The organism is Lentzea sp. NBRC 105346 (assembly GCF_030269605.1).
Lineage (GTDB): Bacteria > Actinomycetota > Actinomycetes > Mycobacteriales > Pseudonocardiaceae > Lentzea.
Genome location: NZ_BSTQ01000001.1, coordinates 954,511 through 980,775, shown reverse-complemented (window position 1 = coordinate 980,775; position 26,265 = coordinate 954,511). Strand labels below are relative to the sequence as shown.

2 protein-coding genes are annotated in these 26,265 nt (G+C 68.6%); both read left to right on the top strand.

Translation table 11 applies throughout. The features are described 5' to 3' along the window. Positions 1 to 11,928: a type I polyketide synthase gene (locus QSK35_RS03470; RefSeq protein WP_285742122.1), complete on the top strand. Its 11,928-nt coding sequence runs from the start codon at positions 1 to 3 to the stop codon at positions 11,926 to 11,928. Then, positions 11,928 to 26,261 (top strand): type I polyketide synthase, encoded by a 14,334-nt coding sequence (locus QSK35_RS03465; protein ID WP_285742120.1) that lies wholly within the window; start codon positions 11,928 to 11,930, stop codon positions 26,259 to 26,261. The genes QSK35_RS03470 and QSK35_RS03465 overlap by 1 nt, the downstream gene beginning before the upstream one ends. Positions 26,262 to 26,265: the final 4 nt, after the last annotated feature.

The window sequence follows — 26,265 nt, the reverse complement described above, 5'->3', positions numbered from 1 at the left end:
ATGTCTGTCGCCGTTGTCGGGGTGTCGTGCCGGTTTCCGCAGGCGCCCGATCCCTTCTCGTTCTGGCAGCTGCTCTCCGCCGGTGTGGACGCGGTCGGTCCGCTGCCCGCCGGACGCCCTGGTCCGCGCTGGGGTGGGTTCCTTTCGGACGTCGCGGCGTTCGACGCCGCGTTCTTCGGGATCTCGCCGCGGGAAGCGGTCGCGATGGACCCGCAGCAACGCCTCGCGCTCGAGCTGGCCTGGGAGGCCATCGATGACGCCGGCCTGGACTCGTTGACGCGCACTGGTGTGTTCATCGGCGCGATTCGCGACGACTACGCGCAGGTCCTGCAGCAGCACGGCTTGGCCACCACCCACTTCGCGTTCACCGGCGTGTCCCGCGCGATGATCGCGAACCGCGTGTCACACCACTTCGGCTTCAGTGGGCCGAGCATGACCGTCGACACCGGACAGTCGTCCTCGCTCGTCGCCGTCCAGATGGCGTGCGAAAGTCTTCTCTCCGGCGCCTGCGATGCGGCGCTGGCCGGTGGTGTGCACCTGAACCTGTCGGCCGAGGCCTCCTCGACGGGCACGCTGTCGCCCGACGGTCGCTGCTACACGTTCGACGCGCGCGCCAACGGTTTCGTGCGCGGCGAGGGCGGCGGCCTGGTCGTGCTGAAGCGATTGTCCGACGCGCTGGCCGCAGGTGACCCCATCCTCTGCGTGATCCGTGGCGGCGCGGTCAACACGGGCAGCGGCTCTTCTCTGGCGGTCCCTTCTTCGTCGTCGCAGCAGGAAGTCCTGCTCTCGGCGTGCGCTTCGGCCGGTGTCTCGCCGGCTTCTCTCGGTTACGTCGAGCTGCACGGCACGGGCACGCCGGTCGGTGATCCGGTGGAGGCTTCCGCGCTCGGCGCGGCCTACGGGACCGGTCGTGATTCTTTGTTGCCTGTCGGGTCGGTGAAGACCAACATCGGCCACCTGGAGGGTGCGGCCGGCATCGCCGGGTTCATCAAGACGATGCTGTGCCTGTCGCATCGGACCTTGGTGCCGAGTCTCAACTTCGCCTCGTCTGCTCTGCCTCTTGTGTCCTTGGGCCTGCGCGTTCAGGTGTCGTCGTCGCCGTGGACCGGCCCGTTGCTGGCGGGCGTGTCGTCGTTCGGCCTCGGCGGCACCAACTGCCATCTCATTCTGGAACAGTCCCCAGTGGACGGTTCTGCTGTCGTCGCGGCCCGCCGTTCTCCGTTCCAACGGGCTCGATTCTGGCCTGGCGACACCACATCCGTGGTGGTCTCGGGTGACGACCTGCTGGACCTGGTGCGCGGCGCGGCGGCCTCTGTTCTCGGTTACTCCACCGTTCCGCCGGACCAGACGTTCGAGTCGCTGGGCTTCGACTCGATCACCGCGACGGAGCTCAGTGCTTCCCTGAGCGCTTTGATCGGCCGCCGCCTGCCGGACTCCCTGGTGTTCGACCACCCAACGCCAGCGCTGGTTGCTTCACATCTGCGCGGTGCTTCTTCCGTGGAAGTGGTGGCGCCGACCGCGCCGGACGAGCCGATCGCGATCATCGGCATGGCGTGCCGCTATCCCGGTGGTGTCACGTCGCCATCCGGGCTGTGGCAGCTGGTCCTGGACGGCGTCGACGCGATCTCCACGTCTCCTGCTTCTCGTGGCTGGGATGCTGACTTTCTTGGCGGCTTCCTGGACGACGCCGCGTTGTTCGACGCCTCGTTCTTCGGCATCTCCCCGCGCGAGGCGCTCGCGATGGACCCGCAGCAACGCCTGCTGCTGGAGACCGCGTGGGAGGCGTTCGAGCACGCGGGCCTGGTGCCGTCGTCGTTGCGCGGCAGCCGGACCGGTGTCTTCATCGGCGCAGTGCAGCAGGAGTACGCCACGCGTCTGCACGAGTCCGATTCGTCCGCCGGCCACCTGTTGACGGGCACGACGTCCAGTGTTGCGTCGGGCCGGATCGCCTACACGTTCGGCTTCTCAGGTCCGGCGGTCACCGTCGACACGGCCTGCTCGTCGTCGTTGGTGGCGCTGCACTTGGCGGCGCAGTCGCTGCGTTCCGGCGAGTGTTCTCTGGCACTGGCGGGTGGCGCCGCGGTGATGCCGACGCCGGGCATGTTCGTCGAGTTCACCCACCAGGGCGGCTTGGCTCCCGACGGCCGCTGCAAGCCGTTCTCGGCGTCGGCCGACGGTACGAGTTGGTCCGAGGGCGTCGGCCTGCTGCTGGTCGCCCGGCTGTCCGACGCTCAGCGTCTTGGTTACCCGGTGCTGGCCGTGGTGCGCGGCACGGCCGTGAACTCCGACGGCGCCTCGAACGGCCTTACCGCGCCCAACGGCCCGGCCCAGGAACGCGTCATCCGTTCGGCATTGTCGAACGCACGCCTGCTTCCGTCCGACGTAGACGTGGTGGAGGCGCACGGCACCGGCACCCGCCTCGGTGACCCGATCGAGGCGCAGGCTTTGCTCGCGACCTACGGCCAGGACCGAACTTCGCCTCTGCTGCTCGGTTCGCTGAAGTCGAACATCGGTCACACGCAGGCGGCGGCGGGCGTGGCCGGCGTGATCAAGATGGTGGAGGCGATGCGACACGGAGTCGTGCCGCGAACCCTGCACCTGAACGCGCCCACCCCACGAGTCGACTGGTCCTCCGGCGCCGTCTCCCTACCCACGTCCACCATCGAGTGGCCGTCCCACGACCGTCCCCGCCGCGCCGCAGTGTCGTCGTTCGGCATCTCTGGCACGAACTCGCACGTAATTCTCGAGCAGTCCCCTGTGGATAACTCGATTTCGGCCCCAGAACTGTCAGACCAACGTGAGACGCTTAAGAAGGGGGCCTCGCGCCCCCCGGCGGGGGGCCAGGCGGAATCGATTCCGTGGTTGGTGTCGGCGAAGTCTGAGTCTGCGCTGCGCGAACAGATCAACCGGGTGCGGGGGCTTGAGGGCGACCCGGCGGATGTCGGGTACTCGCTCGCGACGACCCGATCGGCTTTTGATCATCGGGCCGTACTGGTGGATGGCGAGGTCGTCGCCGAGGGCGTGGTGGCGGTTGGCGAGCTGGCGTTTTTGTTCACGGGGCAGGGTTCGCAGCGTGCCGGTATGGGACAGGAGCTGTACGAGCGGTTCCCGGTGTTCGCGGCGGCGTTCGACGATGTGTGGTCGCGGTTCGACGTGGCGGACCTGGATGTTGATCAGACTGGGTACGCGCAGCCGGCGATCTTCGCGTTCGAGGTCGCGCTGTATCGGCTGTTCGAGTCGTGGGGCGTGACACCCGATCACCTGGTGGGCCACTCGATAGGGGAGATCGCGGCGGCGCACGTCGCTGGAGTTCTCTCGCTGGACGACGCGTGCACGTTGGTTGGTGCGCGTGCGAGTTTGATGCAGGCCTTGCCTCCTGGTGGGGCGATGATCGCGATCGAGGCGTCCGAGGCCGAGGTTCTGCCGCTTCTTACCGAACGGGTGTCGATCGCGGCGGTGAATGGCCCGACGGCGGTGGTGATCGCGGGTGATGAGCGAACGGCGTTCGACATTGCCGAACGGTTCGCGAAATCGAAGCGGTTGACCGTATCGCACGCGTTCCACTCGCCGTTGATGGAACCGATGCTGGACGAGTTCCGCGCTGTGGTGCGGACGTTGGAGTTCGCCCAGCCGCGGATTCCGATTGCGGCATCGGGTGACGTGACGGACCCGGAGTACTGGGTGCGGCACGTCCGGGAGACCGTGCGGTTCGCCGACAACGTCGGTCAGTTGACCGGCTGTACGTTCGTGGAGATCGGGCCGGATGGGGTGCTGTCAGCGATGGTCGACGGTGCCATCCCGACCCAGCGCAAGAACCGCGGCGAGGTAGCGGCGATCGTCACGGCGATGAGCCGGTTGCACGTGCGCGGTGTCGAGATCGACTGGGCGAAGTTCTTCCAGGGCGCGAAGAAGGTCGGCCTGCCCACCTACGCCTTCCAACGGCAGCGGTACTGGCTGACGGCCCACGTCGGCCACCCGCTGGTCGACAAGACGGTCAACCTCGCCGAGACCGGCGAGATCGTGTTGACCGGCAACGTGTCCCCGCGCACCCAGCCGTGGCTGGCGGATCACGTCATCAACGGCACGGTGTTGTTGCCCGGCACAGCCTTCGTCGAACTGGCGTGGCGCGCCGCGCAGGAGGCGGGCTGCGACCGGCTCGCGGATCTGACGCTGCACGCACCTCTGCCGTTGCCGGACAACGGCGTCGACCTACAGGTGAAGGTCGCCGACCGCGCGATCCGGATCTACGCGAACGACGGCGACGCGTGGACGTTGCACGCAACGGGCACGCTGGCGAACGGCACCGCGGAACCGAAGTTCCCCGCCGAGTGGCCGCCACCGGGTGCGGAGGCGGTCGACGTCGACTACGAGCGGCTGGCGGACCGCGGATACGAGTACGGACCGGCGTTCCAAGGCCTGCACAGGATGTGGCGCCGTGGCGACGACGTGTTCGCGGAGGTGTCGCTACCGGTGCAGACGGAGGCCTTCGGCCTGCACCCAGCACTGATGGACGCCGCGCTGCACGCCGTTCTGCTGGAGCAGACCGGCCTGCTGCTGCCGTTCTCGTTCTCCGGCATCACGTGGTACGCAACGGGCGCGTCGGCGTTGCGCGTGCACTGCACCCGGTCGAGTCCGGACACGGTGTCGATCACGATGGCGGACTCGTCCGGGAAGCCGGTGGCGCAGGTCGAGTCGCTGGTGATGCTGCCCGCGAAGACCGTCGTGCGCGAGCCGCTGTACCGAGTGGACTGGGTTCCGGTCGACGGCACCGGCGAAGTGTCCTGGACCGAGGATCCCGGCACGCTGAGCGAAGTGCCGGACGCCGTCGCGATGCGGCTGCCCGCGGGGGATGTGCGGGCCACTCTCGGGCGCGCGCTCGACCTCGTGCAGACATGGCTGTCCGACGACCGATTTACCGGCAAGCTCATCCTGCACACCGCGGACGACCTGGCCGGCGCAGCGGTGCGCGGGCTGGTGCGTTCCGCGCAGTCCGAACACCCCGGCCGCTTCGCCCTGATCGAAGGCGAAGCGCGGGCCGTGGCCACCGACGAACCGCAGATCGCGATCCGCGACGGTCAGCTGCTGGCACCGCGCCTGACCCGTATGCCGGCTGTGACCGATATCCGGACGTTGACCGGAACCGTACTGGTGACCGGCGCCTCCGGCCGCATCGGCGGCGCCATCGCTCGGCACCTGGTCACCTCCCACGACGTGCGCAATCTGCTGCTGGTCAGCAGAAGCGGTGTGAACGACGAGTTGGTCGACGAGCTCACGGCGCACGGCGCCGACGTACACGTCGCGGCGTGCGACATCGCGGACCGCGACGCGCTGGCCCGCGTGCTCGACGGCGTGGCGCTCAACGCCGTCGTGCACGCCGCGGGTGTCCTCGACGACGGCGTGATCGAGTCGATGACCCCCGAGCGCCTGGACCGCGTGCTGCGCGCCAAGGTCGATGGCGCCCTCAACCTGCACGAGCTGACCGCCGACCTAGACGCTTTCGTGCTCTGCTCCTCGGTTTCCGGCCTCATCGGCGCCGCCGGACAGGGCAACTACGCGGCCGCGAACGCGGTCCTCGACGAACTAGCCGAGCAACGGCGATCGGCCGGCCTGCCCGCGACGTCCCTGGCGTGGGGACTCTGGGACCGCAGCGCCGGCATGGCGCAAACCATGAGCGACGCGGACGAGCGCCGAATGGCCGACGCCGGCGTCGCGGCCCTGTCCGAACAGCAGGGCCTAGCCCTCTTCGACGCGGCCATCTCGACCGACGAGGCGCTGGTGGTTCCGATGCGCCTCAACCCTGCGGCTTCCTCGGTCCCGCACATCATGCGCAGCCTCGTGCGAGCGCCGGCCCGCTCGCGCTCCGCGTCCACTATGGACATCTCGTCGCTCAACTCGCACCAACTCCTCGACCTCGTACGGACCGAAGCGGCCGCCGTGCTGGGTCACTCGACGGCGGATGCGATCGAGGTCACGAGGGCGTTCAAGGAGCTCGGCTTCGACTCCCTTACGGCGGTGGAGTTCCGAAACCGGCTGAACGCCGTGATCGGTATGAGTCTTCCCACAACGCTGCTGTTCGACCATCCGACGCCGCAGGGGCTAGTGGAGCACCTGTCCGGCGCCTCCACCGTGGCTTCTGTCACTCGGTCCGCTGTGGATGATGATCCGATCGTCATCGTCGGCATGGCATGCCGCTATCCGGGCGGAGTCAGGTCGCCGGAAGACCTGTGGCGCCTCGTAGCCGACGGCGTCGACGCGATCTCGTCGTTCCCCACCGGCCGCGGCTGGGACGTCGACTCGCTCTATGACCCGGATCCCACCCGGCCCGGCACCTCCTACACGCGCGAGGGCGGGTTCCTCCACGACGCGGACGAGTTCGACGCCGACTTCTTTGGCATCTCACCACGTGAAGCCCTCGCGATGGACCCGCAGCAACGCCTGCTGCTGGAAACCTCGTGGGAGGCCTTCGAACGAGCCGGCATCGACCCTCTTTCGTTGCGCGGCAACCAGGTCGGCGTGTTCGCCGGCGTGATGTACCACGACTACGCCCCCGCGGTGGGCCGGATGCCGGGCGAGCTCGAGGGCATCCTGCTGACCGGCAATGCCGGCAGCGTCCTGTCCGGCCGGCTCGCCTACACGTTCGGCCTGGAAGGCCCGGCCGTCACCGTCGACACCGCCTGTTCCTCATCGCTGGTGGCCCTGCACCTGGCGGCGCAGGCGTTGCGTTCGGGGGAGTGCTCCCTGGCATTGGCCGGCGGCGTGACCGTCATGGCGACGCCGGGCACCTTCGTCGAGTTCTCGCGCCAGCGCGGCCTGGCGCCCGACGGCCGCTGCAAGTCCTTCGCCGCGGCCGCCAACGGCACCGGCTGGTCCGAGGGCGCCGGAATGCTAGTCGTGGAACGCCTGTCGGACGCCGTCCGCCTGGGCCACCCCGTGCTGGCCGTGGTGCGCGGCTCGGCCGTGAACTCCGACGGCGCCTCGAACGGCCTGACCGCACCCAACGGCCCGGCACAGCAACGCGTCATCCGTTCGGCATTGTCGAACGCAGGCCTACTTCCGTCGGACGTGGACGTCGTCGAAGCGCACGGCACCGGCACCGTGCTGGGCGACCCGATCGAGGCGCAGGCCCTGTTGGCAACGTACGGCCAGGACCGCACCTCACCTCTGTGGCTAGGTTCGCTGAAGTCGAACATCGGTCACACTCAGGCGGCAGCGGGCGTGGCCGGCGTGATCAAAATGGTGATGGCGATGCGCCACGGCGCGGTGCCCCGAACCCTCCACATCGACACACCGACCCCTCACGTCGACTGGTCGACGGGCGCACTAGAACTTGCCACCGAGCCGCACCCCTGGCCATCCCACGACCGCCCGAGGCGTGCCGCCGTGTCCTCCTTCGGGATCTCGGGCACGAACTCGCACGTAATTCTCGAGCAGTCCCCTGTGGATAACTCGATTTCGGCCCCAGAACTGTCAGACCTGCATGAGACGCTTAAGAAGGGGACCTCGCGCCCCCCGGCGGGGGGCCAGGCGGAATCGATTCCGTGGTTGGTGTCGGCGAAGTCGGGCTCTGCGCTGCGCGAACAGATTGAGCGGGTGCGGGGGCTTGAGGGTGACCCGGCGGATGTCGGGTACTCGCTCGCGACGACGCGGTCGATGTTCGATCACCGCGCGGTGCTGGTGGGCGGCGAAGTGGTCGCTGAGGGTGTGGCGGGCACCGGGAAGGTCGCGTTCCTCTTCACCGGACAGGGCAGTCAGCGACCGGGGATGGGCCGCGAGCTGTACGAGCGGTTCCCGGTGTTCGCGGCCGCGTATGACGACGTGTGGTCGCGGTTCAACGTCGGTGGCCTCCACCTGGATCAGACCGGGCACGCACAGCCGGCGATCTTCGCGCTCGAAGTCGCGCTATACCGGCTGATCGAGTCATGGGGTGTGACGCCCGATCACCTGGTGGGCCATTCGATCGGGGAGATCGCGGCTGCGCACGTGGCTGGCGTGCTGTCGTTGGACGACGCGTGCACGCTCGTCGGCGAACGGGCCCGGCGGATGCAGGCCTTGCCGCCCGGCGGCGCGATGATCGCGATCCAGGCGTCCGAGGACGAAGTCAGCCCGTATCTCACCGAGCAGGTGTCGATCGCCGCCGTGAACGGCCCGAACGCGGTGGTGATCGCGGGCGATGAACGAACGGCGTTCGACATTGCCGAACGGTTCACGAAAACCAAGCGGTTGAGTGTGTCGCATGCGTTCCACTCGCCGTTGATGGAACCGATGCTCGACGAGTTCCGGGCTGTGGCGGAGAAGCTTGAGTACCACGAACCGCGCATACCGATCGCGGCGAGCGGCGACGTGACGGACCCGGAGTTCTGGGTGCGGCACGTCCGCGACACCGTGCGGTTCGCCGACAACGTCGGCAAGCTGACCGACTGCTTCTTCCTGGAGATCGGGCCGGACGGCGTGCTGTCGGCCATGGTCGACGGAGCGATTCCCGCGCTTCGCCGCGGCCGTAGTGAAGTGAACACGTTGATCATGGCTCTCGGGCGCCTGCACGTGCGAGGCGTGGAGATCGACTGGACGACGTTCTTCGCCGGGGCCCGAAAGGTCGATCTGCCGACGTATGCGTTCCAGCGGCAGAGCTTCTGGCTGACCACCCCGGACGGCGACCTCGAAGAGGCGGGCCTCGCCCCGGCCGATCACCCGTTGCTCGGCGCGGCGGTCGAACTGCCGGACGACGGCGGCGTGGTGTTCACCGGCAGGCTGTCGCTGCGGTCGCACCCGTGGCTCGCCGACCACGTGATCGGCGGCGCGGTCGTCTTGCCCGGTGCCGCGTTGGTCGAGCTCATCCTGCACGCCGCGGCCCAGGTCGGCTGCGACACGTTGGAAGAACTGACCCTGGAAGCCCCACTGGTTCTTCCGGAACGCGGCGGCCTGCGACTGCGTGTCGTCGTGGGGTCCGATGAGGACGGTCGCAGGGCGGTCACCGTCCATGCCGGTGGCGACGAATGGACCAGGCACGCCAGCGGCGTTCTCGCCGCCGAGGCCGTCGAACTCGGCGACGTCGGTGCATGGCCACCTGATGGCGACGCGGTCGACGGTGTCTATGAACTGCTCGCCACCCGTGGATATGACTACGGACCTGCATTCCAGGGTGTGCGCAAAATGTGGCGGCGCGGCGACGACGTGTTCGCGGAAGTCGTGTTGCCAGATGAGGCCGCTGGGCGGTTCGGCCTGCATCCGGCCGTGCTCGACGCCGCGCTGCACACCGTGGCGCTGGACGCGGGCGAGCTCCGGATGCCCTTCGTCTGGTCCGGCGTGTCGCTGCGGCCGAGTAGCCCGACGGAGCTGCGCGTCAGGATGTCCCGCATAGGCGACGACGTGGTCTCGCTGGACATCGCCGACACGACCGGTGCGCCGGTCGCGCGGATCGACTCGCTGGTCACGCGGCCGGTGGGCCGGTTGCGAGCCAACGACGACGCACTGTTCACAATGGACTGGGCACCGCACGAGAAGAGCGAACCAAACGGCGAGCTCGTTGTGGTGCATTGCGCCGGAGAGTCCGTGCGGGATGCGGTTCACCGCGTACTGGCCGAGGTGCAGAAGTTCCTCGCGGAGGACGGTGAAGCGACTCTCGCCGTGGTGACACGAGGCGCGGTGGCCGTCAACGACGAGGAGACGGTCGAGGATCTGGCCGGTGCCGCGGTGTGGGGGCTGGTGCGCTCGGCGCAGGCCGAACACCCCGGCCGGATCGTGCTGGTCGACTCCGACTCTGGTGACACCGCGTTCGCGGCGGGCGAGCCGCAGGTGGCGGTGCGGCGGGGCGAGGTGTTCGTGCCTCGGCTCAGGCGGGTAACGAGCGACGCGCTCGTACCACCCGCGAGCCCGTGGCGGCTCGACGTGACAAGTCGCGGCACGCTGGAGAACCTCGCCCTGGTTCCCACCGACGTGAAACCGTTGGGGCGCGGCGAGATCCGAGTCGCGATGCACGCGGCGGGGTTGAACTTCCGCGATGTGCTGCTGGCCCTCGGCATGTATCCCGGCGACCTGCCGCTCGGCGGTGAGGGCGCCGGCGTTGTGACCGAGGTCGGCGACGACGTGACCGGACTCGCGCCCGGCGACCGCGTGATGGGGCTCTTCCTCGGATCGTTCGGCCCGGCCGCGGTGACCGATCACCGTTTGGTGGCACGGATTCCCAAGGGCTGGTCGTGGGTTGAGGCGGCGTCCGTGCCGATCGTGTTCCTCACCGCGCACTACGCGTTCCGCGATCTGGTCGAACTGCGCGCGGGCGAGTCGATCCTCGTGCACGCGGCCGCCGGTGGCGTCGGCATGGCGGTGGTCCAGCTGGCCCGGCACATCGGTGCGGAGGTGTTCGGCACCGCGAGCCCGTCGAAGTGGGCCGCCACCGGACTCGACGACGACCACCTGGCTTCGTCGCGAACGCTGGAGTTCGCGGACAAGTTCCCGCAAGTGGACGTAGTGCTGAACGCGCTGGCGCGCGAGTTCGTCGATGCGTCGCTGGGACTGCTGCGGCCGGGCGGGCGGTTCGCGGAGATGGGCAAGACGGACATCCGCGAGTCGGTCGACGCCGACGTGCGGTACCGGGCGTTCGACCTGATGGACGCCGGACCGGACCGCATCCAGGAGCTGCTGGCCGAGCTCGTCGACCTGTTCGAGGCGGGCGTGCTGCGGCCGTTGCCGGTGACGACCTGGGACGTGCGGCGTGCGCCCGAGGCCTTCCGGCTGCTCGGACAGGGACAGTTGATCGGCAAGGTGGTGCTGACGATCCCGAGCGGCCCGCTGTTGATCACCGGCGCGACCGGCACGCTCGGCGGTCTGGTCGCCCGGCATGTGGTGCGGCAGGGAACTCGGGAACTGCTGCTCGTCAGCAGGCGCGGCGCCGACGCGCCCGGCATGGCCGCGCTTCGCGCCGAGCTGACCGGCATGGGTGCGTCGGTCACTGTGGCCGCGTGTGACGTGGCGGACCGGGACGCCCTGGCGGCGCTGCTGGCCGAGCACCCGGTGAGCGGTGTGATCCACGCGGCGGGTGTGCTGGACGACGGGCTTGTCGGCGCGCTGACCCCGGCCCAGCTGGACGCCGTGCTGCGACCCAAGGTGGACGCGGCGTGGAACCTGCACGAGCTGGCCGGGGACGTGTCGTCGTTCGTACTCTTCTCGTCGATCGCCGGTGTGGTCGGCACGGCCGGGCAGGCGAATTATGCGGCGGCCAACGCCTATCTCGACGCCCTGGCCGCGCATCGCCGATCCCTTGGCCTGCCCGCGGTTTCGATCGCGTGGGGGTTGTGGGAGGAGGCCAGCGGCATGACCGGCCACCTGGCGGACGCCGACCTGGCCCGGATCAGCCGCACCGGATTCGGTGCGCTGAACACGGAACAAGGATTGCGGCTGCTCGACGTCGCCGGTGGTGTGGACGTGGCGACGGTCGTCGCCGCACCGCTGCGGGCCACCGGTGATGTGCCTGCGTTGCTGCGCGGCCTGGTCCGCGCTCCGCTGCGCCGCGCGATGGCCGAACCAGATGTGAGCTCGCGGCTGGCCGGGCTCGGCCCGGCCGAACAGGAACGCCTCTTGCTGGATCTCGTCTGCGACCACACGGCGACCGTGCTCGGTCATTCGTCACCGGGCCGGGTGCGCGCCGAGACGGCGTTCAGCAAGCAGGGTTCCGATTCGCTGACCGCGATGGAACTGCGCAACCGGCTCGCGACGGCAACAGGACTCAAACTGCCGAGCTCGGTGGTGTTCGACCATCCGACACCGGTGGCGCTGGCCCGGTTCCTCGCCGCGAAGTTCAATCCACAGTCCACTGTGGAGGCATCGGAGCGTTCGACTTCCGAGAGTGAGATGTCCATCAAGACCATGGACGTGGACGACCTGGTGCAGATGGCGCTCGCGGGCCGGTCCGACGACGACGCGTGGAGTTCGTGATGAGCAGTTCGGACGACAAGGTCGTCGAGGCGCTCCGGGCGTCGCTGATGGAGAACGACCGGCTGCGGCAACGCAACCAGCAGCTGGTCGCCGGGATGACCGAGCCGATCGCGATCATCGGCATGGCGTGCCGTTTCCCCGGTGGCGTGACGTCGCCGGAAGAGCTGTGGCAACTGGTCATCGACGGCGTCGACGCCGTGTCCGGGTTCCCGACGGATCGCGGCTGGGACCTCGACCGGCTGTTCGACCCGGACCCCGACCGCCCTGGCACGACCTACGCCACCGAGGGCGGCTTCCTGCACGACGCGGCCATGTTCGATCCGGAGTTCTTCGAGATCTCGCCGCGTGAGGCGCTGGCGATGGACCCCCAGCAACGCCTGCTGCTGGAGACCGCCTGGGAGGCGCTCGAGCGCGCCGGTATCCCCGCGTCCTCGTTGCACGGCAGCAAGACCGGCGTCTTCATCGGTGCCGCGGCCCAGGACTACGGCGCTCGGCTGCACGAAGCGGTCTCGTCGGACGGGCACCTGCTGACGGGCACGACGTCCAGCGTCGCATCGGGCCGAATCGCTTACACGTTCGGCTTCTCCGGCCCAGCCGTCACCGTCGATACGGCCTGCTCGTCGTCGTTGGTGGCGCTGCATTTGGCGGCGCAGTCACTTCGTTCCGGCGAGTGTTCGCTCGCTCTGGCCGGCGGTGCTTCGATCATGCCGACGCCGGGCATGTTCGTCGAGTTCTCCCGGCAACGGGGACTCGCGCGCGATGGCCGCAGCAAGGCGTTCTCGGCGGCGGCCGACGGAACGAGCTGGGCCGAGGGCGTCGGTCTGCTGCTGGTCGCGCGCCTGTCCGATGCCCGGCGCCTGGGCTATCCAGTTCTGGCCGTGCTTCGTGGTTCGGCGGTGAACCAGGACGGCGCGTCGAACGGCCTGACCGCACCCAACGGGCCGGCGCAGGAACGGGTGATCCGTTCGGCATTGTCGAACGCCGTTCTGGCACCTTCGGACGTCGATGTGGTGGAGGCGCACGGCACCGGTACGCGGCTGGGCGATCCGATCGAGGCCCATGCGCTGCTCGCGACCTATGGACAGGACCGGGCTACTCCGTTGTGGCTCGGTTCCCTGAAGTCGAACATCGGTCACACCCAGACCGCGGCGGGCGTCGCAGGTGTGATCAAGATGGTGATGGCGATGCGGGCGGGCGTCCTGCCCGCGACGTTGCAGGTGGACGCGCCCTCGCCGCACATCGACTGGTCATCCGGTGCTGTCTCCTTGCTCACCTCGGCCCAGCCGTGGCCGTCGTCGGACCGGCCCCGTCGTGCCGCCGTCTCATCGTTCGGCGTGAGCGGCACGAACGCGCACGTGATTCTTGAAGATTGCCCTGTGGACAACTCCACTTCGGACCCGAATCTGTCAGACCCGCATGAGACGCTTAAGAAGGGGACCTCGCGCCCCCTGGCGGGGGGCCAGGCGGAATCGATTCCGTGGTTGCTGTCGGCCAAGTCTGAGGTCGCACTGCGCGAACTGGTGGAGCGGGTGCGGGGGCTTGAGGGTGATCCACGCGATGTCGGGTACTCGCTCGCGACGACCCGATCGGCTTTTGATCATCGGGCCGTACTGGTCGATGGCGAGGTCGTCGCCGAAGGAGTCGCCGCGAGCGGCGAGCTGGCGTTTTTGTTCACGGGGCAGGGCAGTCAGCGACCGGGCATGGGCCGCGAGCTGTACGAGCGGTTCCCGGTGTTCGCGGCCGCGTTCGACGATGTGTGGTCGCGGTTCGACGTTGCCGAGCTAGATGTTGATCAGACCGGGTATGCGCAGCCGGCGATCTTCGCGCTGGAAGTCGCGCTGTACCGGCTGTTCGAGTCGTGGGGTGTGACGCCGGATCACCTGGTGGGTCATTCGATCGGGGAGATCGCGGCGGCGCATGTCGCCGGGGTGTTGTCGCTGGATGATGCGTGCAGGTTGGTGGGTGCGCGTGCGAGTTTGATGCAGGCTTTGCCTCCTGGTGGGGCGATGATCGCGATCCAGGCGTCCGAGGCCGAGGTTCTGCCGCTTCTGACTGACAGCGTCTCGATCGCGGCGGTGAACGGCCCGAGGGCGGTGGTGATTGCGGGTGATGAGCGAACGGCGTTCGACATTGCCGAACGCTTCGCGAAAACGAAGCGGTTGAGCGTGTCGCACGCGTTCCACTCGCCCTTGATGGACCCGATGCTGGACGAATTCCGCGCGGTGGTGCGGACCCTGGACTTCGCCCAGCCGCGGATCCCGATTGCGGCATCGGGGGACGTGACGGACCCGGAGTATTGGGTGCGGCACGTCCGGGACACCGTGCGGTTCGCCGACAACGTGGGCAAGCTGGCCGGCTGCACGTTCGTGGAGATCGGACCGGACGGCGTGTTGTCGGCGATGGTCGACGGTGCCATCCCGACGCTGCGCAAGAACCGCGGCGAGGCCAGCGGGGTGATCACCGCGCTGGCGCAGTTGTACGTGCGCGGTGTTGCGGTCGACTGGGAGACGTTCTTCGCGGGAGCGAATCGGATCGATCTGCCGACCTATCCGTTCCAGCGCAGGCGGTTCTGGCTCGACGCGCCGGCTGCCCGCGGCGACGCGTCCGGCTTCGGACTGGGCAGCAGTGATCACCCGTTGCTCGCCGCGAAGACGACCCTCGCCGATGGCGATGGTCTGCTGCTGACCGGCAGGCTGTCGCTCGCGACGGAGAGCTGGCTGGCCGACCACGCGATCGGCGGCACCCCCATACTGCCCGGCACGGCGTTCGTCGAACTGGCGTTGGCGGCGGGAGACCAGGTCGGGTGCGACCGCGTCGAAGAGCTGACTCTGGAAGCGCCCCTTGCGATGCCGGAGCGCGGCGGTGTTCATCTGCAGCTCGTGGTCGGCGAGCCCGATGACGCGGGGCAGCGTTCGATCGGGATCTACTCGCGTCCCGAGGATGACGAGAACGCGTGGACGAAGCACGCGACGGGCCTCCTCGGCGTCGCGACCAACGACGGCGAACCTCGCTCGTGGCCCGAGGCGACGTCGATCGATCTCGGCACCTTCTACGAGGACCTCGCCGCACTTGGCTACCACTACGGGCCGACGTTCCGCGGGCTGCGCAAGGCGTGGCGGGACGGTGACGACCTCTGCGCCGAGGTCGAACTGCCGTCCGACGCCACCCGGTTCGGTATCCACCCGGCACTCCTCGACGCGGCGTTGCACGCGGTTGCACTGGACGGTGCCGACGAGCTACGGGTTCCTTTCGAGTGGCGTGGTGTGACGCTGCACGCGACCGGTGCCACGACGTTGCGAGTGCGGTTGACGAAATCCGCGCCGGACACGTTCACGCTGACGGCTACCGACCCGAACGGATCACCGGTCATATCCGTCGAGTCATTCGTACTGCGTCAGCCTTCGGCGGTCCGTCGAACGCTGTACGGCGTCGACTGGGTGAAGGTTCAGGCGTCTGAATCCACTGTGGACGCTACGGTCGTTGATGAGTCCGCAGAGGACATCAGGACGCGTTTGTCGGACGTGCTGGGCCGGATCCAGAGCACGGACGAACCGTTGGTATTCGTCACTCGCGGGGCCGTCGCGGTGGTCGACGAGGACGTGCCCAACCTCGTCGACGCGCCGGTGTGGGGGCTGGTTCGGTCCGCACAGGCGGAGCAACCGGGCCGGCTCGTGATCATCGATACCGACGAGGACCTGTCCGAAGCTGTGCTGGGCGCCGCGCTTGCGAGCGGTGAACCGCAGCTGGCCGTGCGCGAGGGCGAGCTGTACGCGCCGCGTGTCAACCGAATCGCGGCGGGATCGGCCGATCTCCAGTTGGACGGCACCGTGCTGATCACCGGTGCGACGGGCACCCTCGGACGGCTGTTCGCCCGCCATCTCGTTGCGCGGTATGGGGTTCGTCATCTGTTGCTCACCGGCCGGCGGGCCGAGGCGCCACATCTGGAGCTCGACGCGTCCGTTCGTTATGTGCCCTGCGATGTGGCGGACCGCGATGCGGTCGCCGATCTGCTCGCGAGCATCCCCGCCGAGCATCCGCTCACCGCGGTCGTGCACATCGCGGGCGTTCTCGATGACGGCACCATCGACTCCCTCACCCCCGAACGGTTCGACACGGTGCTGCGCGCCAAGGCCGACGGCGCCTGGCACCTGCACGAGCTGACGCGCGACCTCAAGGCGTTCGTGCTGTTCTCCTCGCTCGCCGGGGTGATCGGCACGGCCGGACAGGCCAACTACGCGGCGGCGAACACGTTCCTCGACGCGCTCGCACAGCATCGGCGTGCCAACGGGCTAGCCGCGACCTCCCTGGCGTGGGGGCTGTGGGAAGGCGGCATGGGCAAGGGCGCCGATGCCGCGCGGCTCGGCGTGACGCCCCTTTCTGCCGAGGAAGGCCTCGCGCTGTTCGACGCGGCACTCGGGGCGGATCGGGCCCTGGTCGTCCCGGCGCGACTGCCCAACCGGGTTCATCGCCGTCGAGCCGCCGCGCCGTCGTGGATCGACCGGATGGCCACCCTCGGCGAGGGCGAGCGTTCGCGGGCCGTGCTCGATCTCGTGCGGACCACGGTCGCATCCGTCCTCGGCCACGACGCGGTGGACGCCGATCAGGCGTTCAAGGCTCTGGGGTTCGACTCGCTCACGGCCGTGGAGCTGCGCAATCGCCTGAACACCCTTACCGGCCTGCGGCTGCCCGCGACCGCGGGGTTCGACCATCCGTCACCGGCCGCGCTTGCACGGCATCTGCTGACGTTGATCTCCGGGTCGGCACCGACCGCGGCGGTCGTGACGGCGACAAGCGACGAGCCGATCGCCATCGTCGGCATGGCGTGCCGCTACCCCGGTGGGGTCACTTCGCCCGAAGACCTTTGGCGACTGGTCGTCGAAGGTGTCGATGCGATCAGCGGATTCCCGACCAACCGCGGCTGGGACGTCGACGGGCTTTATGACCCCGATCCCGACCGGGCCGGCAAGTCCTACACGCGCGAAGGCGGGTTCCTGCACGACGCCGACCAGTTCGATCCCGACTTCTTCGGGTTCAGCCAGCGCGAGGCCACCGCGATGGATCCGCAGCAGCGGCTGCTGCTGGAGACCTCGTGGGAGGCGTTCGAACGTGCGGGCATCGACCCGGTCTCGATGCGGGGCAGCCGGACCGGTGTGTTCGCGGGCGTCATGTACAACGACTACGGGCTGCGGCTGCACTCGATACCCGAAGGGTTCGAGGGATACCTGCTGACCGGCAACAGCCCGAGCGTCGTGTCCGGTCGCGTCGCCTACACGTTCGGGCTCGAGGGGCCGGCGGTCACGGTGGACACGGCGTGCTCTTCATCTTTGGTGGCACTGCATTTGGCGGTGCAGTCGCTGCGGTCCGGCGAGTGCACGCTCGCGCTGGCGGGCGGTGTGACCGTGATGTCGACCCCCAACACTTTCGTCGAGTTCTCCCGCCAACGCGGGCTTGCGCCGGACGGCCGGTGCAAGTCCTTCGCCGCTTCGGCGGACGGCACCGGCTGGTCCGAGGGTGCCGGCGTGCTGCTGGTCGCCCGACTATCCGACGCTCAGCGCCTCGGTTATCCGGTACTGGCCGTCGTGCGCGGCTCGGCGGTGAACCAGGACGGCGCGTCGAATGGCATGACGGCGCCGCATGGTCCTTCGCAAGAACGCGTCATCCGTTCGGCATTGTCGAACGCAGGCCTGACTGCTTCCGACGTCGACGTGGTGGAGGCGCATGGAACCGGAACGCGGCTCGGTGATCCGATCGAGGCCCAGGCCCTGCTGGCAACGTACGGCCAGGACCGCACCTCACCTCTGTGGCTAGGTTCGCTGAAGTCGAACATCGGCCACGCGCAGGCGGCCTCCGGCGTCGCCGGTGTGATCAAGATGGTCATGGCGATGCGCCACGGCGTGCTGCCGCGCACCCTGCACATCGACGAGCCTTCACCGCACGTGGACTGGTCGTCGGGCGCGGTCTCACTGCTGACCGACTCGGCGGAGTGGCCCTCGCCGAATCGGCCCCGACGTGCCGCAGTGTCCTCGTTCGGCATCTCGGGCACCAACGCGCACGTGATTCTCGAAGATTGCCCTGTGGATAACTCCACTTCGGACCCGAATCTGTCAGACCCGCGTGGGACGCTTAAGAAGGGGACCTCGCACCCCCCGGCGGGGGGCCAGGCGGAATCGATTCCGTGGTTGGTGTCGGCCAAGTCGGGCTCTGCGCTGCGCGAACAGGTTGAGCGGGTGCGCGGGTTGAGCGGGGATCCGGTCGACATCGGGTACTCGTTGGTGACTACGCGGTCGTTGTTCGATCACCGCGCTGTGTTGGTGGATGGCGAGGTCGTTGCCGAGGGCGTGGCGGCGGGTGGCGACCTGGCGTTTTTGTTCACGGGGCAGGGTTCGCAGCGTGCCGGTATGGGGCGGGAGCTGTGTGAGCGGTTTCCGGTGTTCGCGGCCGCGTTCGACGATGTGTGGTCGCGGTTCGACGTTGCCGACCTGGATGTTGATCAGACCGGGTATGCGCAGCCGGCGATCTTCGCGTTCGAGGTGGCGCTGTTCCGGTTGCTCGAGTCTTGGGGGATCCGGCCTGATCATCTCGTCGGTCACTCGATCGGGGAAATAGCGGCGGCGCATGTCGCCGGGGTGTTGTCGCTGGATGATGCGTGCAGGTTGGTGGGTGCGCGCGCGAGTTTGATGCAGGCTCTGCCGCAAGGCGGGGCGATGATCGCGATTCAGGCGTCCGAGGCCGAGGTGCTGCCGCATCTGACCGAGCGAGTGTCGCTCGCCGCGGTGAATGGGCCGGACGCGGTCGTGATCGCGGGTGATGAGCGAACGGCGTTCGACATTGCCGAACGGTTCGACAAAACCAAGCGTCTGAGCGTGTCGCACGCGTTCCACTCGCCCTTGATGGACCCGATCCTCGACGAGTTCCGCGCGGTGGTGCGGACCCTGGACTTCGCCCAGCCGCAGATCCCGATTGCGGCATCGGGGGACGTGACCGACCCGGAGTACTGGGTGCGGCACGTCCGGGAGACCGTGCGGTTCGCCGACAATGTCGGCAGGCTGACCGACTGCACATTCGTGGAGATCGGACCGGACGGCGTGCTGTCGGCCATGGTCGAGGGAGCGATCCCCACGCAGCGGAAGAACAAAGGCGAGTACGAGGCGCTGGTAATCGCCTTGGCGCGCCTTATGGTCAGCGGTGCCGACATCGACTGGGCAGCGTTCTACCCCGGTGGAAAGAAGGTCGACCTGCCGACGTATGCGTTCGAGCGTAGGCGGTTGTGGCTGGACGCACCGGCTGTCGGGGATGTGACCTCTGCGGGTCTGGCCGCTGCGGCGCATCCGCTGCTGGGGGCGGCTGTGTCGTTGCCCGACTCGGCCGGGACGCTGCTCACCGGACGGCTGTCGCTGGCGACGCACCCGTGGCTCGCCGATCACTCGGTGCTGGGGTCGGTTCTGCTGCCTGGCACGGCGATGGTCGAGCTCGCCGTGCGGGCCGGACAGGAGGTCGGGCTTGGACGGGTGCGCGAGCTCACCATCGAGAAGCCACTCGTATTGCCCGAACATGGTGCAGTCCAACTCCGTGTGCGCGTGGGGGAGGACAATGAGCTTGCGTTGTACTCGCGGGCCGAAGACGCCGACGGTGAGTGGACGCGGCACGCGACGGGGTCGTTGAGCAACGGCGAATCGCCTTCGTTCGAGCTGAAGGCATGGCCGCCGCAAGGTGCGGAGGAGCTGCCCGTCGACGGCTTGTACGAGCAGCTCGCCGATCAGGGATACGAGTACGGGCCGTCCTTCCGCGGGCTGCGCAAGGCGTGGCGTGCGGGTGACGATGTCTATGCCGAAGTCGAACTGCCGCAACAGATCGACGGATTCGCGGTGCATCCGGCACTGCTCGACGCCGCACTGCACGTCATGGCCGCGCAAGGTGAGCTTCGGCTGCCGTTCTCGTGGTCCGGCGTCAGCGTCTACGCGCAAGGAGCCGCGGCGGCACGCGTGCGGATCCGTCGCACCGGAGAGGATTCGTTGTCGTTGGTCGTCGCGGACGAGTTCGGCGCCCCCGTGGCCGAGGTCGAGACGCTCGTGACGCGGCCCGTGTCCGCGGAACAGCTGCGCGCCCGCGACGGGTTGTACCGGTTGGAGCAGGTGCCGATCGCGTTGCCGGACCAGGCATCGACGGACTATGCCCTGCTGGAGCTGGATCCCGATGCGGGTGATCCCCGCGAGGTCACCTGTCACGTGCTGGAGCGGTTGCAGGCCTGGCTGGCGGAACCGACCGGCTCGCGGCTCGTGGTCGTTACGCGCAGCGCGAGCCTGGCGCATGCCGCCGCCCGCGGTCTGGTGCGGTCGGCGCAGTCGGAGCATCCCGGACGGATCGTGCTGCTGGACGTCGACGATGATCCGGCGTCGCGTGCGGCGATCCCGTTGGCCGCTGCGGTAGATGAGCCACAGCTGTTGCTGCGCAGCGGAAATGCGTTTGCGCAGCGGCTGGCACGGGGTAGTGCGAGTGGCGTGCTGGCGGTGCCGTCGGGCGCGTGGCGGCTGGACACGACCGGCAAAGGCACGCTGGAGAACCTCGTGCTCGCCGAATATCCCGACGAGCCGCTGACGCACGGGCAGGTTCGCGTCGCGGTCAGGGCGGCTGGCCTGAACTTCCGAGACGTCCTGAACGCGTTGGGCATGTATCCGGGCGACGCGGGCAAGTTCGGCGTCGAGGGCGCCGGCGTGGTGCTCGAGGTCGGACCGGGCGTGACCGGTGTGGCGCCGGGCGACCGCGTCATGGGGCTGTTCCAGGGCGCGTTCGGGCCACAGGCGGTCACAGATCACCGCATGCTCGCGCGAATCCCGAACAACTGGTCCTTTGTGGACGCCGCAGGTGTGCCTATCGTCTTCCTGACCGCCTACTACGGGCTGGTCGACCTCGCAGGGCTGCGAGCAGGCGAGTCGGTGCTGGTGCACGCAGCCGCAGGCGGTGTGGGCATGGCGGCCACACAGCTCGCGCGGCACATCGGCGCCGAGGTGTTCGGCACGGCCGGCCCCGCGAAGTGGGGTGCGACGGGACTCGACGACGACCATATTGCGTCTTCGCGGACGCTGGAGTTCGCAGAGCGGTTCCCACAGGTCGATGTCGTGCTCGACTCGCTCGCGGGCGAGTTCGTCGATGCGTCGCTGCGCCTGGTCGCCGACGGTGGCCGGTTCGTTGAGATGGGAAAGACGGACGTGCGCGATCCCGCCGCGGTCGTGGCCGAGTTCCCGCACCTGACGTACCAGGCGTTCGACCTGATGGACGCGGGTCCCGAGCGCATCGGTGAGATGCTCGGGGAGCTGCTGGACCTGTTCGAACGCGGCGTGCTCCACCCGTTGCCGGTGACGACGTGGGACATACGGCGCGCGCCCGAGGCGTTCCGGTACCTCAGCCAGGCCAAGAACATCGGCAAGGTCGTACTGATCGTTCCTTCGCCCGACTACGGAACGGTTCTGGTCACCGGCGGCACGGGTGGCCTCGGTGCGCTGGTCGCGCGGCATCTGGTCGCCGAACACGGCGCGCGGAACCTGCTGCTGGTCAGCCGGCGCGGCCTCGACGCGCCAGGAGCCCGCGAGCTGCAGGACGAGCTCACCGGCTTGGGCGCCGAGGTGACCATCTCGTCGTGCGATGTGGCGGACCGTGCGGCTCTGGCTGCTCTGCTTGCCGCACATCGGGTCACCGCTGTCGTGCACACGGCCGGTGTGCTCGACGACGCGACCGTGGAGTCGTTGACGCCCGAGCGAGTAGATGCGGTGTTCCGATCCAAAGTGGACGCTGCGTGGAACCTGCACGAGCTCGCCGGTGACGTGTCTTCGTTCGTGCTGTTCTCGTCCGTGGCGGGCACGCTCGGCAGTCCGGGACAGGGCAACTACGCCGCGGCGAACGCGTTCCTCGACGCACTCGCCGAGCACCGCCGGGCGGCCGGTCTGCCGGCGGTCTCGCTGGCATGGGGACTGTGGGAGCAGCCTGGCGGGATGGGCGGCGGCCTCGACCGGTCCGCGGTCGCGCGCATGAGTCGCGGAGGCGTGGCGCCGCTGTCGGAACAGCAGGGACTCGCGCTGTTCGATGCCGCACTGCGCATGGACGAACCGGTCGTCGTGCCCGTCCGGCTGGACTTCGCCGCATTGCGCACGCAAGCCCAGGTGGCGCCGGTGCTGCGCGGCCTGGTGCGGACTCCGGTCCGGCAGGCCCCGGTGGGGTCGTTCGCCATCAACGGGCTGTCCGAAGCCGATCAGCGGCGCGCGGTGCTCGACCTGATCGGTGCGCACGTCGCGACCGTGCTCGGCTCGTCCGGCCGGGTCGAGGCCGACCGGACGTTCAAGGAACTCGGTTTCGACTCGCTCACGTCGGTTGAGTTGCGCAACCGGCTGACATCGGCGACCGGGTTGAACCTGCCGACGACCCTGGTGTTCGACTATCCGACGCCGACGGCTGTGGCTGAGTTCGTGCGGTCTTCGCTGCTCGGTGCTTCGACTGTTCGTTCTGTGCAGACGACTTCTGTCGCGACCGACGACCCGATCGTGATCATCGGGATGGCGTGCCGCTATCCGGGCGGCGTCGCCTCGCCGGAGGACTTGTGGCGGCTGGTCGTCGATGGTGTGGACGCCGTGTCGTCGTTCCCGGCTGATCGTGGCTGGGACCTGGACCGGTTGTTCTCACCCGACCCCGACCACGCGGGCACGAGCTATGTGCGTTCGGGTGGGTTCGTGGAGGATGCGGCCCGGTTCGACGCTGCGTTCTTCGGTATCAACCCGCGCGAAGCCCTGGCGATGGATCCGCAGCAGCGGCTGCTGCTGGAGACGGCGTGGGAGGCGTTCGAACGGGCGGGGATCGATCCGGCTTCCCTGCGCGGCAGCGATACCGGGGTGTTCGCGGGTGCGATCCCACAGGACTACGGCAGTCGGCTGCACTCGGTGCCCGCCGATGTCGAGAGCTATCTGTTGGCGGGCAACACTTTGAGCGTCGCCTCCGGACGAATTGCCTACACGTTCGGGTTCGAGGGGCCTGCGGTCACGGTTGACACGGCGTGTTCGTCGTCGTTGGTGGCGCTGCATCTGGCGGCGCAGGCGTTGCGGTCGGGTGAGTGTTCGCTGGCGTTGGCCGGTGGGGTGACCGTGATGTCCGGGCCGGGTCTCTTCGTCGAGTTCTCCCGGCAGCGCGGGCTGGCGCCGGACGGGCGGTGCAAGGCTTTCGCGGCTTCAGCGGACGGCACGGGATGGGCGGAAGGCGCCGGGCTCCTGGTACTCGAACGGCTTTCGGACGCGCGGCGGCTCGGGCACACGGTGCTCGCCGTTGTGCGCGGGTCGGCGGTGAACCAGGACGGCGCGTCGAACGGGTTGACCGCACCGAACGGCCTGGCCCAGGAGCGCGTCATCCGTTCGGCATTGTCGAACGCCGGTCTGACTGCTGCGGATGTCGATGCCGTGGAGGCGCATGGAACCGGAACACGGCTGGGTGATCCGATCGAGGCCCAGGCGTTGCTCGCCACCTATGGGCAGGATCGGTCGGCTCCCCTCTGGTTGGGCTCGTTGAAGTCGAACATCGGGCACGCTCAGGCTGCGGCTGGTGTTGCCGGCGTGATCAAGATGGTGATGGCGATGCGGGCGGGTGTGCTGCCCGCGACTCTGCACGTGGACTCGCCGACGCCGCATGTGGACTGGTCGTCGGGTTCGGTGTCGTTGCTGACGTCGGCTCAGCCGTGGCCGTCGTTGGACCGGCCTCGTCGTGCCGCCGTGTCGTCGTTCGGCGTGAGTGGCACGAACGCGCACGTGATTCTTGAAGATTGCCCTGTGGACAACTCCACTTCGGATCCGAAACTGTCGGACCCGCGTGAGACGATTGGAGTGGGGACCTCGTTCTCCCCCCTGGGGGGTCCCCCGGTTTCCAGTCTAGTGGTGGAGGACGGAGAAAACGGGGGCGTCAAGCGGTCTGTGGATAAGTCGGTGCCGTGGGTGGTGTCGGCGAGGTCCGAGGCGGCGTTGCGTGGTCAGGTTGAGCGGGTGCGGGGGCTGGTTGGCGACCCGGTGGACATCGGGTACTCGCTTGCTACTTCGCGGTCGATGTTGCCTTGGCGGGCGGTGTTGCTCGACGGGCGTGAGGTGGCTTCCGGGGTTGCTGGGGATCCCGGTAAAACCGTGTTCGTGTTCCCCGGTCAAGGGGCTCAGTGGGTGGGGATGGGGCGGGACCTCATTGACGAATCCCCGGTTTTTGCGGCGCGGATGCGTGAGTGTGCTGATGCGTTGAGTTCGTTTGTTGAGTGGGATCTGTTTGAGGCGTTGGGGGATGAGGCGGCGCTCGCGCGGGTTGACGTGGTGCAGCCGGTGTTGTGGGCGGTGATGGTGTCGCTCGCCGAGGTGTGGCGATCGTTCGGCGTCGAGCCGGCCGCAGTGGTCGGGCATTCGCAGGGCGAGATCGCTGCCGCATGCGTGGCTGGTGCGTTGTCGTTGGTTGATGGCGCGCGTGTGGTGGCGTTGCGGAGTAGGGCGATCAGGGCGATTGCTGGTCGGGGTGGGATGGTGTCGGTCCCGCTGCCGGTCGAGCAGCTCGAGCTGCCTGAGGGTGTTGTTGTTGCTGCGGTGAATGGTCCTGAATCGACCGTGGTGGCGGGGGATGTGGCCGGGCTGGATGTGGTGCTGGCTCGGTATGAGCGGGCTAAGCGCGTTCCGGTGGACTATGCCTCCCACACGCCGCATGTGGAGGTGTTGCGGGACGAGATCTTGGCTGCGTTGGACGGGATTACACCGCACCGGGCTGAGATTCCGTTCTATTCGACGGTGACTGCCGCGAAGATCGACACCACTCGGCTGGATGCCGAGTATTGGTACACCAACCTGCGGCAGGCGGTTCGGTTTGCGGAGACGGTCGGGCTGCTTGAGGGTGACACGTTCATCGAGGTGAGTGCGCATCCGGTGTTGATGCTGGGTGTGGGGACGCTGCGCCGCGACGAAGGCGGCATGACGAAGTTCCTGACGTCCCTCGCAGAGGCCCACGTCCGGGGTGTGGCGGTGGACTGGACGAGCCTGTTCCCAGGAGCCAGGCGCGTCGACCTTCCTACTTATGCGTTCCAGCGCGAGCGGTTCTGGTTGGAGGCCGCGCGGCCGGCCACCGAGCCGTTCGATCATCCGTTGCTCGACTCCGTGGTCGACCTGGCGGACGGTGGCGTATTGCTGACCGGTCGACTCGACACCGCCTTCAACGGCGCTGAACTCGTGGAACTCGCCATGGCGGCGGCGGTCCGCGTCGGGTGCGGGCGGATTCGCGAGCTCGAGATCGCGAGTGCACTTCGATCGGGCGGTCGGCTGCAGGTGGCTATTGGTGGTGCGGACGAGCACGGGCAACGCCGGGTCACGATCCACTCGCGCTCGGGCGACTCGTGGTTGTGCCACGCGAGCGGGACCGTTGTGCCTGGTGAGGAAGAGCCGTCGTTCGACCTCGCGGCATGGCCGCCGCCCGGTGCGGAGGCGGTGCCGGGGGAGTCGATGTGGCGGCGGGACAAGGAGTTCTTCGTCGAGGTCACGGTCGACGACGAACGGAGGTTCGGGCTGCACCCGGCGTTGCTCGACGCGGCTGTGGCAACGACCGGGCTGGGCACGCCGTTGTCGTGGAGTGACGTCGAGTTGTTCGCCGAAGGCGCGTCGTCCGTGCGGGTCCGGCTCGCGACGATCAGCGACGGGGTGCTGGCGGTGGAGGTAGCGGACTCCACCGGGTTGCCGGTAGCGGCGATCGGATCGGTGGTTCTCGGCACACCGCAGGCCGCGGCGGACGCCGTCGCGCTGCCGGTGGTGCAGCGGCGCGTGCGGCGGATCGCGCGGACCGAGGGCGGCAGCGGGTCGTTGCGGGAACGGCTGGCCGGGCAGTCGAAGCCCGAGCAGCAGCACACGTTGACGCGACTCGTGCGCGGGCACGTCGCCACGGTGCTCGGGCACGAGAACGCCGACGCCGTCGACCCGCAACGGACGTTCAAGGAGATCGGGTTCGACTCGGCGCGGGTGGTGGAGCTGCGAAACCGGCTCAACACGCTCACCGGGCTCGACCTGCCGACCGCGGCCGTGTTCGACCACCCGACGGTCGTGTCGCTCGCCGATCATCTATGGGTGCGGATGTTCTCGAACGCCGAGCCGGTCGAGAGCGCCGAGGACCAGGAGATCAAGCGAGTGCTGGCGGCCATCCCGTTGAGCCGCGTGCGCGAGGCCGGGTTGCTGGATTCGTTGCTGCGCCTGGCGAACCCGACCGCTGACGAGCCGGCCGCGACGTCGATCGACGAGCTCGACGCGAGAAGCCTCGTGCTGATGGCGATGAAGAAGTCCGACGACCGTTCCTGATCCG